Here is a 14,380-nt window from a genome sequence, read left to right on the forward strand (position 1 = left end):
TCGTGTTGGTCGACCCCGCCTACACCTCGCAGGCGTGTCCGGAGTGCGGGTGGGTGTCCAGGGCGAATCGGCCGGCGCGGGGCCGGTTCGTCTGCACCGGGTGTGGCCTCGCTGGGCACGCCGACCACATTGCGGCCCGCAACATCGCCACACGCGGCATTGCGGGCTGGGCTGTTATCAATTAGCCACACGCTACCGGCCTCCCTTCACCCAGACGGGACCGCGAGAGCAAACCACCAGCTTCAAACGGTGGTAGTTGATACGGGAATGCTGCTGTGGCCGTCCATTGATGCGCGGGCTGTTTCTCCGCACCATTCTTGGAGTAGGGCAGACTTTTACCCGGCGCCGAGTTCGTAGACCGAGCACTGGCCGCTGCGGAAACGCAGCGTCGCGAAGCCATCAAGGGCCGTGTCATTCTCGGTGAGCGCCCATTTAACGCCATATTCGCGGACGAGCCGCGCGACATTCTCCGCCGACGGCTGCCGGAACATCGTGTCGTTCGCCGCCAGCCGTTCCTGGTCCGCGAATGGGAGGGCCAGGTAGGAGAGGCCGAACGGCTCGCTCCGCGACATCGTGCTCTGAGCGTACGCCCACCCCTCCACCAGCACCCGGCGCTCGCTGTAGGCGGACACCCAGAAATGGCGACTGTCGCACACCTTCCAGCCGACGGGCCGGCAGTGCGCGTTGGTCGCCACCACGTCGTCGGGCGAGGAGTGATCCCGCAGCCACCGCCCGGCCTCCAGCGCACCCTGCGGCACCATGCGCACAGGCGGCGGCGCCTCGTGGTGGCTCGACGGCCCGACCCCTTGGGCCAAGGTGGCCGGCACCGCGTAGCCGGTGAGCAGCGCGACCACCGCCAGCACTACGGGTCCGCGCCGCAGCGTGACGGTCGCGACGACCCCCGCGAGCACGAGGTATGGCAGCGCGAGGGGGAACAGCCCGTGGACCGGCACGTTCGGTCCGAGCAGCGCTCGGACCCCCACGGCCAGCCCCACTCCCAGCGCCACCCACCACTTGGCGGCGGCGAATCCGCGCTCCCGGCCGAGAGCGGCCACCCCGGCGATGGACGCGATCGAGAGGTACGGTCGAGCGCCCTCCAGGAAGTAGTACTGGCTGGCCGACGGATGCCCCAGCAGCACGACGGCGCCGATGCCCCCCGCCCCGATCCCGAGCAACAGCAGCATGCCCGGATCCCGTAGGACCGCCCGCCTGGCCAGCACGCCCAGCACTCCCGCCCACACGCACGCCAGGCAGATGAGGTGAATCCCCGTCAGCCCCGCGATCGGCCACACGGAGGCCCTGGCAACCTGCTTGGGTCCGAGGTCCATCACCAGCCCCCAGACCGGCCGCATGCTCGCGAACGGCGCGAGCACCAGCCCCTGCCGCTGACCCCCGAAGACCACGAACTGCGCGAACGCCAGACCGGCCAGCATGATCCCGATGCCCACGAGTGCGGGCCGCGACCACCGCTCGGTCAGCGTGCTCCTGACGTTCACGAGTGCGGGTCGTGACCACGGCTCGGTCGATGTGTTCTCGGCACCTACGAGTGCGGGCCGCGACCACCGTCTGACGATCAGTACGAGCACCAGCCCACCCAGCAACAGCGGCAGGAACGTCGCCTTTGCCCCGGTCAGCGCCACCGACAGCACCCCGACCAGCACCCACCCGCCCCACCCGGTCTGCTCCCGGCGCAGGTACCCAACGAGCACCAGCACCACAGGGACGCAGAGCAACGCCCCGAACGTCTGCGTCGGACTCGTCCACACCGTGAACATCGACCGCGACGTGAACAGATTGCTCGCTCCCCAGTACAGCTCCGGGCTGAAGGCGAAGTACGTCACGAAGACCGCAGCCACGCCCGCCCACCACCGCCCGGTCACCCGCCTGGCGAGCACCGCCAGCAGCACGACCATGGCCACCATCATCGGCAGCATCGACAGCCGGTAGAGGAGCGTCTGTGGTTCGATCCCGGTGACCCAGCTGGTGGCGGCCATCTCGGCGTAGACGTACCAGTGGTAGGACAGCGGCTCAGCCAGGACCGTCGGGACCGTCGGGGGCATGTGATGCTTGAGCTCGCCGAGCAGGGCGAGGTGGTAGGGCATGTCGACGTAGGGAGTCGCGTTGCCGGGCCAGGTCAGGCCATGGCCCCCGTAGAACGACAGGGTGCTCCAGACGACGAGATAACAGACGACCGCGGCCAGGGCCCACGCGCACCACAGGGGCATCCACTCGCGACCAGCCGTCCCCGGTCCCGGCCCCGACCGCCAGTACCGTCGTAGTCGGGGTACGGCGACGAAGGCGGCGATCACCGTAACGGGCCAGACGAGCACGAGCAGCGGTAGCCCGACCGCGCGCGCCGGGATGTAGGCCAGCACCTCGACCGCGTACCCCAGCGCCAGCCCTGCCGCCAGCTCCTCGGCGAGCGACCCGCGCCCCCGTGCCAACGCCCGCCACAACAGCGTCCCGGGAACCAGCACGCCGACACCGGTATAGCCCCCGAAAGCGGCAATGTCCCGGACGGAAACCCCGCGCCAGACGAGCGCCGCCGCAGCCACCAGGCCCACCAGCCCAACCGGCACCCAACCGGACCACCCCCGCTGCCCGGCCACCGGCGAGGCCACCGCGCTCTTTGTGGCTGTGATGGTCATGCGATCGCCACGTTCTGGTCCGCCGTGACCGTCACGCTCTTTGCGGCTGTGATGGTCGTGCGGTCCTCACGTTTTGGTCCGCCGTGACCGTCACGCTCCTTGCTGGCCGCCACGTTCTTCGCGGTCGTGATCGTCATCTTGTCGCCACGCTCTTGTCCGCCCCGGTCGTCATACGATCACGGTCACCAGACGGGTGAACTCGGCGGTCAGGTCCACTCCATCCCAAACCCGGTGAAAGCTCAGCGCGCTCCCCACCGGCACCATCCGATCGACCCCCCGACCCGCCAGCGCCCCCGCCAGCAACTCCAGCTCGGCCGGGACGAACCCGAAGTGCGTCATCGTCTGATCCCGGCGCTCCACCAGCCGAGCCAGCTCGCCAAGGCCATCGAGCCGGGCGTGTGCGAACGTCCCGGCGCCCAGCCACCGTCGTGGCGCCGCCTCGGGACCGGCCAGGGTGACGCTGGCCAGCGCGTTGCTGTGGAAGTCGATGGCGTGGGCGTCGCCGTCGGCGGCCAGTCCGTACGTGGCGACCCGCTTCTCGACCGCCATCGCGGCGTCCACGGACCACCCCCGCTTGGCCACGGCCCGCGCGAGCCAGGCGGTGAACTCCTCGCGCGCCACATCGCAGTCGGCGACCGAGCCGACCCAGTAGACGGTGCGCGGCGACGAGCAGGCCGCCTGGTCGAACCAGTAGGCGTCGTTGGCGAACCCCTCGGCGACCGCTCCCCGCGTGGCGGCCGACGCCGACAGCCAGGCCGTCGCCCGGAGCACCGCGAACGACGTCCGATCGGGAAAGGTCAGGTCACGCGCGTGCGGGGCTAGTGGATGGCGGCGGATCTCGCCGACCGCGGCGTCGCCGCCCCAGATGACCCGCAGGTCGCACGCCGCTGACAGGGCCGCGGTGACGGCGTCGGACCGGTCGTACGTGACGATGCGCTGCGTAGCGGCCACCACCGGATCGGCGTCGGCCAGCGACTCCCGCAGCGTCCGCGTGATCGTCTCGGCCACGGCGCCCGCGCGCGGCGACAGGCGTACCACGTTGCGGTTGCCCATCAGCGCCGACAGGGCCCAGGAGTAGACGAAGACGGTGTCGACGTTCGCGGGCGGGACGTGGAACACCAGGCCGCGCGGCGCCCGCAGGTGATCGCCCCGGGGCCCGTCGAGAATCCGCGTCAGCTCGCTGGGCCGCAGGAAGAAGCCCAGCGAGGCCAGCTCGGGATGACGTCGCGCCAGCTCCGGACTCAGCAGGCGCCTGCCGAACCCGGTGAGGAACCCACGAATCCGCTCATCACCCACCGCGAGCGGCTCGCCCCCGGACATCTGCCCGATCAGCGTCTCAACTGAGATCTCCCGGCAATCGGGGAACCTGGACGAGACGTCGCTCATCATGCCGCCGACCGTGCCGAGGTGTCGCTGCAGCCGCGCGCCTCCGCTCTGGGCAGCCGCCCGAGCACCGAGAACCGCTTGCCCGGCCACACACCGTCGTCCACCCCGTGCACCACGCCGAGGTCCTCCGTCAGCAGCACGTGCCCCGGATAGGACGTGGGCAGCGTACTGACCACCTCGATCAGCCCCGGCACGCCGGGCGGCGCCTCCTGCCACGTCTCCGGATCGCGGATCACGACATCGGCGAAATCAGGGCAATAGAGCCCGCCGCCGTCCGGCCCCTCCAGGAACACCGTGCCGATCTGCTCGACCATCCCGTAGAAGTCGTGGATACGCCGCAGCCCGCACTCCTCGCCCAGCCGCCGGCGGAACGTGGCGTTGTCGACGGCCTGCTCCGCCAGCCGTTTCCAGCCCCCGGAGTGGATCAGCACCCCTTTCGAGAGGTCTAGCTCACGCAGGTGAGACCACACCATGAACGTGAACCCGAAGATCAGATAGGGCGCACCACCGTGCCGCGCGAGAAAGCCCTTGACCGCCTCGGCATCCAGCTCGCCACCCTCGTCGAGCACGAAGGTGTGGTCTCTGCCGAAGTGCATCATGCCGAGCACGCCCGCCCCACGAGCGCTCAGCGTGGCGGCGCGTATCGCCGATCGGCTGTCGACGATCAGCATCGGCAGCCGCCGCTCGCCCAGCACCGCGCGGAGCGTCGCCGCCAGCATGCGCGGCTGCGCGGCCGCCGCCTCGCGGTCGAGATAGACGCGGCTGGGCCGCTGCCCGGTCGTACCGCTGGAGGTGAGCACCCTGAACACCGCGCTCTCCGGCACACTGCGCAACTCGTGCGTCTTGAACAGCCGCACCGGCAGCCACGGCAGATCCGCCACCCGCTCGTAGGGCCCCACCGCCCCGATCGCGTCGAGAATCCGGCGGTACGGCAGGCAGGCCCGCCGATGCCGCTCGGTCAGCGCGACCAACTCGGGCAGCAGCGCGGCTTCCTTCGCGTCCTGGGACAAGGTGAAGACGCTCACGTGCGGGCCTCCAGAGCGAGGTAGTCGATCTTCCCGGTGCCGAGCAGCGGCAGCCGGTCCACGCCGCGTACGTCGAACCCGCTCCAGTGGAGCCGCAGCTCGGACCCCAGCCGCCGGGCGAGCGTGGTGCATCCCTCGGCGTCGAGGCCCTCGGCCCAGACCGTGACACGGTCGTCGCCGCTGGTGGCCGCGACGGGGCCGCGGTCGCGCAGCAGGCGTTCGATGTCGTCGAGGTTGACGCGTACGCCGAAGACCTTGGCGATGCGTTTCATCCGGCCGGTGATGTGGAGGAAGCCCTCGTCGTCGAGGTGGCCGAGGTCGCCGGTGCGCAGCACGCCGCCCAGGTCGTCGCCCCTGGCCAGGTCGTCGGCCGTTTCGGCGTAGCCCATCATCACGTTGGGGCCGTGGTAGACGACCTGGCCGTCGTCGATGGTCAGGTGACCGCCGGGGACGGCCAGGCCCACGGAGCCGGGCTTGGCGGCCAGGCGGTCGTGGGGGAGTACGGCGATGCGGGCGGTCGCCTCCGTCTGGCCGTACATGACGAGGAAGCGCTGGGCCTTGGCGGCGAACTCGGTGACCAGGTCGGCCCGCAGCCGCCCGCCCGCCTGGGTCATGGTGGTGAGCGCGGGATGCTCGACCGGGTCGAAGCGGAGCTTGCGCAGCATCTCGTACTGGTAGGGGACCGCCGCCAGTGAGGTGCACCGGTGTTCGTCGAGCATGGTCCAGAAGGATCGCTCGAGCAGGCCCGCGTCGGTCAGCACCACGGTGGCGCCCGCGGCGAGATGGCTGTTGAGCACCGACAGTCCGTAGCTGTAGTAGAGCGGGAGGCTGGTCGGCGCGATCTCGCCGGGCGCGATGGCCAGGGCGGTGGCGATGGCGTGGGCGTTGGCCGACACGGCCGACCGCGACAGTCGCACGAGCTTGGGGTTGCCGGTCGAACCCGAGGTGGCGAGCAGGACGGCCAGGTCCGGATGGGGCTCGGGGGTGCCGCCCCGGGCACGCCGTAGGCCGTCGGCGGCTCGCGTGAAGCCGAGCAGGGCGGCGGGCTTGAACCTGGCGGCCAGCTCGGCCAGCGCGCCGGGCGGCAGGTCGGGGTCCAGCAGCGCGATGGGCCTGCCCGCCTGGAACGCCGCGAGGTAGCGCAGCACGGACGGCAGATCGTTACGCATGCCGCAGAACACCGGGCCGGGCGGCAGCGCGGCCAGCGCCTGCGTGGCGCTCGCGATCCGAGCCGCCAGGTCGTCACCGGTGAGCACTCCCGGCTCTCCGGCGACGACTATCCGCGCGTCCGGATGCGGAAGGCACAGCGGTGTCTGCGCGTCCGGGTGCGGAAGGCACAGCGGTGTCTGCGCGTCCGGGTACGGAAGGCCCTCCCGAGGGGTCAGGTCCTCGCCGACCCGCGGTGAGGAACCGTCGGCGGGTTGGGGTGCGCCGGAGTGTCCGGAGTGTAGGGAAGCGTTCATGAAAGACCGCCCGTCCATCGTGTCGGAGACTTACAGCACCAGCCCGCCGTCCACCCCGATGACCTGCCCGGTGATGAAGCAGGCGTCGGCGGAGAGCAGGAAGGCGGCCGCGGCGGCCACGTCGCCGGCGGTGCCCAGGCGGCCGAGCGGGGTCGCGGCGACGGTGTCGGCGCGGGCCCGGTCGTCGAGCGTGGAGAGCATGTCGGTCTGGATGTAGCCGGGTGCCACCGCGTTGACCCGGATGCCCTGGGGCCCGAGCTCCTTGGCGGCGGCCAGGGTGAGGCCGAGCACGGCGGCCTTGGTGGCGGAGTAGACGGCCTGGCCCGGCGCCCCTTTGCGGCCCATGACCGAGGAGACCAGGACCACGGCCGGGTCGGTGCCCCTGCGCAGCAGCTTGACCGCGGCCTGCAGGGTGTGGGTGGCGCCCAGCGCGTTGACGTGGAAGAGCCGGCTCACCACGTCGCTGTGCATCATGCCGAGCAGGCTCGCCGCGTGCCCGCCCGCGTTGATCACCAGGGCGTCGAGCCGCCCGTGCCGCCGGTGGATCTCCCGCATCATGGCGGACACCGCGGCGGGGTCGGCCACGTCGCCGTGGACCGTGTCGGTGCGGCCCCCCGTCTCGGCGGCCACCTCGGCCGCCGCCTTGGCGGAGCGCTCCTGGTCGCGCCCGTGGAGGACGACCTCGTGACCGGTCAGGGCCAGCCGCGCGGCGACGGCCCGGCCGATGCCCAGCGTGGAGCCGGTGACGAGCGCGACCCGGAGGTCAGGTGACGGCGTCGGCACCGTGCTTCTCCAGCAGCTCGGCGGCCTTGGCGAACGAGCTCATGTCGATCATCTCGTCCGTGTCGATCATGATGCCGAACTCGTCCTCCATCGCGGCGACGAGGGCCATGTGGGCCAGTGAGTCCCACTGCGGGATCGCCCGGTATTCGAGCCCGTCGACGTCCCGGTCGGCCGGCAGGCTCAGCGAGGCGCGGAAGACGCCGCGCAGGCGGTCGAGCTGGCTCATCTCTGCTCACTTTCTGTCTTCGGACAACCACGTAGTGTAGCCGTGATCGTCCGTCAACAGAAACCAAGCACCCGTCGTGAGTAATAGAACCGTATAACGGCGAGTGCCCGCTGTGCCGGGCTGAGAATGTCGCCTGGGGCGCGTCAACCGCTACAGGGGGAATGATGGACGAATCCAATCACTGGTACGGGCACTCTCGCATACTAGGCCGATACTGTGAAATGGCTGATGACACTCCCCGGCGAATACAGGGTTTTCTGCAGCACGGCTGGAACTATCTCCACGGATTCCCGCCCAACGACCACTGGTGCAGCCCTGGCTACCCCCGTTTCGTCTGGTCAGACGTGCTCAGGCGGCGTGGCTGGTCGATGGGTCGCCGTGGTCACTATGTCATCGGCGCGCCGTGGATCTACCTTCTTGATATGGAGCCTGGAAAGGCGGCGGCCCCCGAAAGGAAGGGTACGATCTGGTATCCCTTCCACGGCTGGGAAAAGCATTCGGTCACCGGCGACCATGCCCGGCTGGCTGCCGAAATATCCGAAGTGGAGACGGAGCCGGTGACAATCTGTCTTTACTGGTTGGAATTCGCTAATCCGGACATTCGGCGGGCTTATCGGTCGGCGGGTTTCCGGGTCATCTGCCATGGTGAGCGCGGTTCGCGGTGGGACGGCAGGGGGCGCGACTTCCTGTCCGGCCAGCTGGCCGAGCTGCGGCGGCATCGCCGGGTGGCGTCCAACCGGCTCGGCAGCGCGCTGTTCTACGGCGCCTCTGTGGGCTGCGACGTCGCCGTCTACGGAGACCCGATGCAGCTGGAGGACGAGCGGCCCGAGTACGGCGGCACCGCCCGCCGCATGCGGCTCTGGCCCGAACTGCACGGCGCGCGCGTCGACCCCGAGGCGGCCAGGGAGGCGGCCCGGCAGGAGCTGGGATTCGAGTATCAGGCGACACCGGAGGAGCTACGGCGAATGTTCGGCTGGAAGCGGGCGCGATGCGCATGAACGAGGCACCCGAGAATGTCCGGCTGATCGGCGGCGAGATGCTGCTGTGGTCGGACTCATCCCATACGTCCGGTGTCACGGACTGGCGGGGCGTGGCCCTGGAACTGGTCAGACGCCTGCTCCCCATCGAGACCTGCGAGGGCCGTGAGGGCCGCCAGGGCGGAGAGGGCGGAGAGGGCGGAGAGGCCAACGGAGCCGAGAGGGGCGCGAGGGCCAGGGTGCTGCTGGTCGGGCCGCACCCGCGCGGCTTGGTGGACGAGGTGGTGGCGCGGGCCGCGTCGGTGGCCGTGGTGCTGCGCTCCTATCCCGACGCCTGCGCCCTGGCCGAGCGCCATCCCGATCTGGCCGTGCACTGCGGCCGTCTGTCAGCGCTGCCCGAGGGCGAGCCGTACGACCTGGTCCTGGCGCTCGACGGGCTGCGGCGTACGCACTCGGCCGAGGAGGTCGCGCCGCCCTGGCGCGAGTCGCTGGGCGCGCTCGCCGCCCTCGTCGCGCCGGGCGGGCGGTTCGTCCTGAGCGTGAGCAACGACCTGGGCATCGACCGGTTCGTCGAGGCCAGGCCCGCCGACCGGGACGGCGGCGACGAGCACTGGGAGCCGCACGGGTTCGACCAGGGCTACCCCGACGGGCCCGGCGCCCTCGACGAGGAGCTGGCGGCGGCCGGGCTGACCCCCGAGAGGTGTTACGCCGCCTATCCGGGCCGCGCGGCGCCCCGCGCGCTGCTCGCCCGCGAACTGCTCGGGTGCGACCTGCCCGACGCGCTCACGGTGCCGTTGAGCGCCCGTGGCGGCGACAGGATGCTGGTGGCCGATCCGCTGCGGCTGACCCGGCTGGTGTTCAGCCACGGCCTCGGCGAGCAGCTTGCCCCGCTATGGGTGGCCATGGCGACCAGACCCTCGGCCGCGCCCACAGCGCGGGGGGACGTGCCGCTCGGCCAGTACGAGGACGCGCCCACGGACCTCGGCCAGTACGAGGACGTGCCCACGGACCTGCCGCTCGGCCAGTACGAGGGGTCGCCCACGGACCTGCCGCTCGGCCTGTTCGAGGAAGGTCACGCCGTACACGAGGTCACCTGGGGCGCCACCCGCCGGCTGCCCGACGGCGTCGAGCGAGCCATCCCCGCGGGCCGCGTCGTGGAGGAGGTCCTGATCGAGGCGTGCGCCCGCGAGGACGTACGGGCCGTCCGTGACCTGCTCACCGTGCTGGGCGACTGGGTCGAGATGGGCGGCGACGCCGCGGCCGACAATCTGGTCTGGGACGGCGAGCGGTTCGCCGCCATCCATGCCCTGCCCGCGCAGCCCGACCGACCGGCCGACCGCGTGGTGTTGTGCCGGGTGTTGTGGCGGTTCGCGGTACGCCTGCTGGCCGCCGGTCACCACCACCCGTGGCCGTGGCCGCGGCAGGCCGAGCAGCTGGCGTTGACGCTCTGCGGCATGGCGAACCGGCCGTGCGACCAGGCGGATCTCGACCTGGCCCGCAAGCTCGACGCCGAGCTGGGGCAGCCGGCCGAGCTGAGCGACGCCGCCCCGACGTACCGGGACCTGCTGGGCGCGCGGGACCGGCTGGCCGACCAGCTGACCGCCGCGCTGGCCAGGGTGTCCCGCCTGGAGACCAAGCTCACCTACCGCGAACGCGAGCTGCTGCGGGCCAAGGGCCGGCTGAGAAAGACCCAGCGGAAGTCGGCCGCCTACCGCAGGACGCTCGGCTACCGGCTCTCGCGCCGCCTGGCCCGCCCGCGCAGGGTCGCCCGCCGGGTTCTGCGCCTGCTGTCCGGCTGACGAATGCGCCTGCTGTCCGGCTGACGAAGAGGAGTTTCCGTGCCGGTTCTTTCGGTGATCGTCCCGTTCTACAACGTTGAGAAGTACATCGGTCCCTGCCTGGATTCGCTGGCCGCGCAGAAGCTCCAGGACCTTGAGATGATCTGCGTGGACGACGGCAGCACCGACGCCAGTGCCGCCGTGGTCGAGGCCCGGATGGCGGCCGACCCGAGGATCAGCCTCATCCGGCAGGCCAACCAGGGGGTGGGGCGGGCCCGCAACATCGGTGTCCGCCGGGCCACGGGCCGCTACCTGGCCTTCGTCGACGGTGACGACAAGGTGCCGCCCCGCGCGTTCCAGCGGCTGGTCGCCTCCCTGGAGGCCACCGGTTCCGATCTGGCCTGCGGCAACGTCATGCGGCTGCACCGCAACCTGCTCGTACCCTCGTGGGCGCACAAGCAGGCGTTCGCCGAGTCGCGCAGGCGCACGCACATCACCCGCCACCCGCTGCTGATCCGCGACCGCATGCTGTGGAACAAGGTCTACCGGCTCGACTTCTGGAACGCCCTTGGCCTGGTCTTCCCCGAGCGCATGTACGAGGATCAGCCGGTCGCCATGGCCGCGCACGTGGGCGCCTCTTCGGTCGACGTGATCAAGAGCATCGTCTATCACTGGCGGCAGCGCGACGAGGAGTGTTCCTCGATCACCCAGCGCCGCCTGGAGCCGGCCAACCTGCGGGACCGCCTGCTGTCGGTGCTGGAGACGGCCGCGCTGCTCACCACCGGCGCGCCCGCGCTCAAGCCGGACTTCGACCGCGACACGCTCGAGATCGACATGAGCGTCGCGGTGGAGGCGATGGCCATGATGGGCGCCGCGGCCGATCCCGGCCTCGTCGACCTGGTCGTCCGCTATCTCGACGGCGTCGCGCCGGAGGCGTGGCAGAGCATCCCGTTCGCGCAGCGGCTCCAGGTGCACCTGCTCCACGGGCGTCGCCTGGACGAGCTGGCGCGCGTCTTCGAGCAGGACCGCGCGGGCCGCCTGCTTCCGCGGGTCAGCCCGCCGGGCCTGCTGCGCAAGCGCTGGTACGGCCGGCACCCGGCCATACCCAGGCACCTGTCGGAGGTGTCGGCCGAGCTCAAGCTGTCGGCCCGGCTGGTCGAGCTGGATTGGCGCGACGGCGAGCTCGGTGGCATGGGCCGGGTGAGCATCGGCCGGTTCGACGTGTCGGACCTGCGCCGTACGAGTGCGCAGGTGTGGCTGCAGGAGCGCAGGACCGGCGAGCTCGTCGCGCTGTCCGACCAGCGCGTCTCACCGACCTGGGAGAGCGTCGAGCAGGAAGAGGGCGGTGCGGTGGCCGAGCACGGGTTCTCCTTCGCGTTCGCGTTCGACCCGGCGACGCTGACCCGCGCGCAGCTCGCCCGGCTCGGGCACTGGGATCTGCGGGTACGGTTGCGCGGCCCCCGGCTGAAACTGGAGGCGAAGGTCGTCGGATCGCGCTGGCTGCTGCCGCTGGTGCCCGCGCCGAAGCGCAGGGCGGGCGTGTGGCTGGTGCCGGTGCGCGGCGGCGGCGGGGCCTGGGGACTGCGGCTGCGCCGGGCCGAGGCGCTGATCGGCGAGTGCCGGGTGGACGGCGACGACCTGGTCTTCTCCGGCGAGCTCAGTGACCCGGGCGACGGCGATCCGGTGTTGCGGCTGGTGCGCAGGAGTGACGGCGAGGAGATGTACTTCCCCGTCACGCTGGCCGGGCAGAACTTCCGGGCCCGGGTGTCGCTGGTGGACATCGACGAGGTCGTCGGCCGTGAGGCGCGCTGGGACTTCGTCATCGACCAGGGCCGGGAGATCCGGCCGCTGGTACGTACCCGGGCACGGCCGCTCGTGACGGTCGCCGAGCGGCGCTTCCTGGTGGACCGGGGCGACGACGGCTGCCTCATGCTCGCCGAACGATGAGACAGCCGTCAGTCCAGGATGGCCCGCAGCCGGTCGGCGACTTCGTCCTGCTGCTGGTCGGTGAGATCGGGGAAGAGCGGCAGCGAGAGCTGCTCGGCGTAGTAGGACTCGGCTTCGGGGCAGATCCCGCGCCGGTAGCCGAGGTCCTCGAAGACCGGGTGCCAGTACGCCGGGATGTAGTTGACCTGCACCCCGATGCCCTCGGCCCGCAGGCGCTCGTAGACTTCCCGCCGGCGGCCGCCGCGGATCCTGACCGGGTAGAGGTGCCAGCACGGCGTGGTGTACGGGCGCCGCGCGGGCAGCGTCAGGCCCGGCAGGTCGCCGAGCAGCGCGTTGTAGCGGGCGACCAGCTCGATCCGCCGCGCGCGGAAGCCTTCGAGCCGCCGCAGCTGGCTGAGGCCGAGCGCGCAGAGCACGTCCGGCAGCCGGTAGTTGAGGCCGAAGTCGTGGACCTCCTGGTGCCAGCCGCCGTGGCCGGGATCGCGCTGCTCGGCCGGGTCGCGGACCAGGCCGTGGTTACGGAAACGGGCGGCGCGGACATAGCGGTCATGGTCGCGTACGGCGACGGCGCCGCCCTCGGCGGTGGTCACGGTCTTGGTCGGGAAGAACGAGAACGTGGTGAGGTCGGCCTGCTCCCCGACCGGCCGGTCCTTGTAGCGCGAGCCGAGGGAGTGGGCGGCGTCGCCGATCAGCACGGCTCCGGTCCGGTCGGTGATCGCGCGGAGTTCGTCGTAGTCGGCGGGGTGGCCCGCGTAGTCGACCGCGGTGATCGCCTTGGTGGCGTCGCCCGTCAGTGACTCGACCGAGGCGGGATCGAGGTTGCCCGTGTCGGGCTGCACGTCGGCGAAGACGACCCGGGCGCCGCGCATGGCGGCGGTGGCGGCCGTCGCCACGAACGTCAGCGGCGAGGTGATCACCTCATCTCCCGGCCCGACCCCGGCCGCCGCGTACGCGACGTGCAGGGCCGCCGTGCCCGACGTGACCGCCAGGCACGGCACGCCGCCCGTCCACCGGGCCAGCTCGGCCTCGAACGAGCCGACCATGGGCCCGGTCGTCAGCCACTCGCCGAGCAGCACCTCGGTCACGGCCTGGACATCGGTGTCGGCGATCGACTGCCGTCCGTAGGGGAGCATCAGACGCCCACCGTCACCATGGCGCGCAGGTCCTCGACCGACAGCCAGCGGTCGTTGGTGTCGGAGCGGTAGGCGAAGCCGTCCGGCAGCAGCTCGCCGCCCTGCGGGGGCACGTAGCCCCAGCTGGCGATCGTCGGCTGCACGACGTAGCGGTCGCTCAGGCGAAGCGTCCTGCGGCCGTCGTCGGGGCCGATCATCTCCTCGTGCAGCTTCTCGCCTGGCCGGATGCCGATCTCGTAGACCGGGCTGCGGGGCGCCAGTGCCTGGGCCAGGTCGGGCAGGCGCATGCTGGGGATGCGCGGCACGTACAGCTCGCCGCCCTGCATCAGGTCGAAGGAGTCGACCACGAACCGGACGGCCTGGTCGAGCGTGATCCAGAACCGGGTCATCCGCTTGTCGGTGATCGGCACGCTGCCGCCCTCCTGGGCCAGCCGCAGGAAGAACGGCACCACCGAGCCCCTGCTGCCCACCACATTGCCGTAGCGGACCACCGCGAAGCGGGTGACGTGGCTGGCGGCGTAGTGGTTGGCCGAGACGAACAGCTTGTCGGCGACCAGCTTCGAGGCGCCGTACAGGTTGATCGGGCTGGACGCCTTGTCGGTGGAGAGCGCGACGACCTTGCGCACGCCGCAGTCGATGGCGGCCTCCACCACGTTCTGGGAGCCGGAGACGTTGGTCCTGACGTATTCGAACGGGTTGTACTCGGCCGTGTCGACCTGCTTCAGCGCCGCCGCGTGCACGACGTAGTCGATGCCGTGCATGGCCCTGGCCAGGCGCTCCCGGTCGCGTACGTCGCCGATGAACCAGCGCAGCCGCTGGTCGTCGTCGAACAGGTGACGTGCCTCGTACTGCTTGAGCTCATCGCGCGAGAAGACCACCATGCGGCGCACGTCGAGGTGGTCCAGCGCGTGCCGGACGAACGCCTTGCCGAAGGACCCAGTGCCTCCGGTGATCAGAATTGACGATCCACTGAGAATGCTCACGCGGCCCCCCGCCGTAGTCATCCGAGCTGCC

Annotated in this window: 13 protein-coding genes; 4 read left to right on the forward strand and 9 right to left on the reverse strand. The window is 71.1% G+C overall.

Annotated features, from left to right (window positions below; all coding sequences use genetic code 11):
- Window positions 1–2 precede the first annotated feature (2 nt).
- Window positions 3–185: a zinc ribbon domain-containing protein gene (locus tag ACIBO2_RS00005; RefSeq protein ID WP_397294554.1), complete on the forward strand. Its 183-nt coding sequence runs from the start codon at window positions 3–5 to the stop codon at window positions 183–185.
- A gap of 150 nt (window positions 186–335) precedes the next feature.
- Here ACIBO2_RS00005 and ACIBO2_RS00010 read toward each other — a convergent pair whose 3' ends face one another.
- Genes ACIBO2_RS00010 through ACIBO2_RS00040 form a run of 7 tightly spaced genes read right to left on the reverse strand, consistent with a single transcriptional unit; the run spans window position 336 to window position 7,531 of the window.
- The gene (locus ACIBO2_RS00010; RefSeq protein ID WP_397294556.1) at window positions 336–2,648 is read right to left on the reverse strand and encodes a hypothetical protein; all 2,313 of its coding nucleotides are present in this window, start codon (window positions 2,646–2,648) and stop codon (window positions 336–338) included.
- Complete coding sequence (locus ACIBO2_RS00015; protein WP_397294558.1) at window positions 2,645–2,785, reverse strand: hypothetical protein; 141 nt, start codon at window positions 2,783–2,785, stop codon at window positions 2,645–2,647. Before ACIBO2_RS00015 ends, ACIBO2_RS00010 begins: the two co-directional genes overlap by 4 nt.
- Before the next feature lie 31 nt (window positions 2,786–2,816).
- On the reverse strand, window positions 2,817–4,037 hold the full coding sequence (locus ACIBO2_RS00020; protein WP_397294560.1) for an acyl-CoA reductase: 1,221 nt from the start codon (window positions 4,035–4,037) through the stop codon (window positions 2,817–2,819).
- Entirely contained in the window at window positions 4,034–5,059 is a 1,026-nt protein-coding gene (locus ACIBO2_RS00025) for an acyl-protein synthetase (protein ID WP_358548841.1), read from the reverse strand. The genes ACIBO2_RS00020 and ACIBO2_RS00025 overlap by 4 nt, the downstream gene beginning before the upstream one ends.
- Window positions 5,056–6,522: an AMP-binding protein gene (locus ACIBO2_RS00030; protein WP_397294562.1), complete on the reverse strand. Its 1,467-nt coding sequence runs from the start codon at window positions 6,520–6,522 to the stop codon at window positions 5,056–5,058. Before ACIBO2_RS00030 ends, ACIBO2_RS00025 begins: the two co-directional genes overlap by 4 nt.
- Before the next feature lie 30 nt (window positions 6,523–6,552).
- Complete coding sequence (locus tag ACIBO2_RS00035; protein WP_397294564.1) at window positions 6,553–7,305, reverse strand: SDR family NAD(P)-dependent oxidoreductase; 753 nt, start codon at window positions 7,303–7,305, stop codon at window positions 6,553–6,555.
- Entirely contained in the window at window positions 7,286–7,531 is a 246-nt protein-coding gene (locus tag ACIBO2_RS00040; RefSeq protein ID WP_357948443.1) for an acyl carrier protein, read from the reverse strand. Before ACIBO2_RS00040 ends, ACIBO2_RS00035 begins: the two co-directional genes overlap by 20 nt.
- Before the next feature lie 578 nt (window positions 7,532–8,109).
- Here ACIBO2_RS00040 and ACIBO2_RS00045 point away from each other — a divergent pair.
- From ACIBO2_RS00045 to ACIBO2_RS00055, 3 genes are read left to right on the forward strand one after another with little or no spacing between them, the layout of a single operon-like run.
- Window positions 8,110–8,529 carry a hypothetical protein gene (locus tag ACIBO2_RS00045; RefSeq protein WP_397294566.1) on the forward strand — a complete coding sequence of 140 codons (420 nt, stop codon included), beginning with the start codon at window positions 8,110–8,112 and terminating at the stop codon, window positions 8,527–8,529.
- A complete protein-coding gene (locus ACIBO2_RS00050) occupies window positions 8,526–10,307 on the forward strand; it encodes a hypothetical protein (RefSeq protein WP_397294568.1) in 1,782 nt (593 codons plus the stop codon). Before ACIBO2_RS00045 ends, ACIBO2_RS00050 begins: the two co-directional genes overlap by 4 nt.
- 39 nt (window positions 10,308–10,346) lie before the next feature.
- Complete coding sequence (locus ACIBO2_RS00055) at window positions 10,347–12,233, forward strand: glycosyltransferase family 2 protein (protein ID WP_358548828.1); 1,887 nt, start codon at window positions 10,347–10,349, stop codon at window positions 12,231–12,233.
- 8 nt (window positions 12,234–12,241) lie between these two features.
- Here ACIBO2_RS00055 and ACIBO2_RS00060 read toward each other — a convergent pair whose 3' ends face one another.
- Together ACIBO2_RS00060 and pseB are read right to left on the reverse strand one after the other, a co-directional pair.
- On the reverse strand, window positions 12,242–13,366 hold the full coding sequence (locus tag ACIBO2_RS00060; protein WP_397294570.1) for a DegT/DnrJ/EryC1/StrS family aminotransferase: 1,125 nt from the start codon (window positions 13,364–13,366) through the stop codon (window positions 12,242–12,244).
- Window positions 13,366–14,349 carry a UDP-N-acetylglucosamine 4,6-dehydratase (inverting) gene (pseB, locus tag ACIBO2_RS00065; RefSeq protein ID WP_358548822.1) on the reverse strand — a complete coding sequence of 328 codons (984 nt, stop codon included), beginning with the start codon at window positions 14,347–14,349 and terminating at the stop codon, window positions 13,366–13,368. Before pseB ends, ACIBO2_RS00060 begins: the two co-directional genes overlap by 1 nt.
- Between the last annotated feature and the right edge of the window lie 31 nt (window positions 14,350–14,380).

Origin of the sequence: Nonomuraea sp. NPDC050022 (assembly GCF_044460705.1) — a bacterium.
Classification (GTDB): domain Bacteria; phylum Actinomycetota; class Actinomycetes; order Streptosporangiales; family Streptosporangiaceae; genus Nonomuraea.

Coding starts and splice junctions, on each gene's coding strand:
- ACIBO2_RS00050 (WP_397294568.1), top strand. CDS start 8,526: ATGAACGAGGCACCCGAGAATGTCCGGCTGATCGGCGGCGAGATGCTG.
- ACIBO2_RS00010 (WP_397294556.1), bottom strand. CDS start 2,648: ATGACCATCACAGCCACAAAGAGCGCGGTGGCCTCGCCGGTGGCCGGG.
- ACIBO2_RS00040 (WP_357948443.1), bottom strand. CDS start 7,531: ATGAGCCAGCTCGACCGCCTGCGCGGCGTCTTCCGCGCCTCGCTGAGC.
- ACIBO2_RS00020 (WP_397294560.1), bottom strand. CDS start 4,037: ATGATGAGCGACGTCTCGTCCAGGTTCCCCGATTGCCGGGAGATCTCA.
- ACIBO2_RS00015 (WP_397294558.1), bottom strand. CDS start 2,785: ATGACGATCACGACCGCGAAGAACGTGGCGGCCAGCAAGGAGCGTGAC.
- ACIBO2_RS00060 (WP_397294570.1), bottom strand. CDS start 13,366: ATGCTCCCCTACGGACGGCAGTCGATCGCCGACACCGATGTCCAGGCC.
- ACIBO2_RS00030 (WP_397294562.1), bottom strand. CDS start 6,522: ATGAACGCTTCCCTACACTCCGGACACTCCGGCGCACCCCAACCCGCC.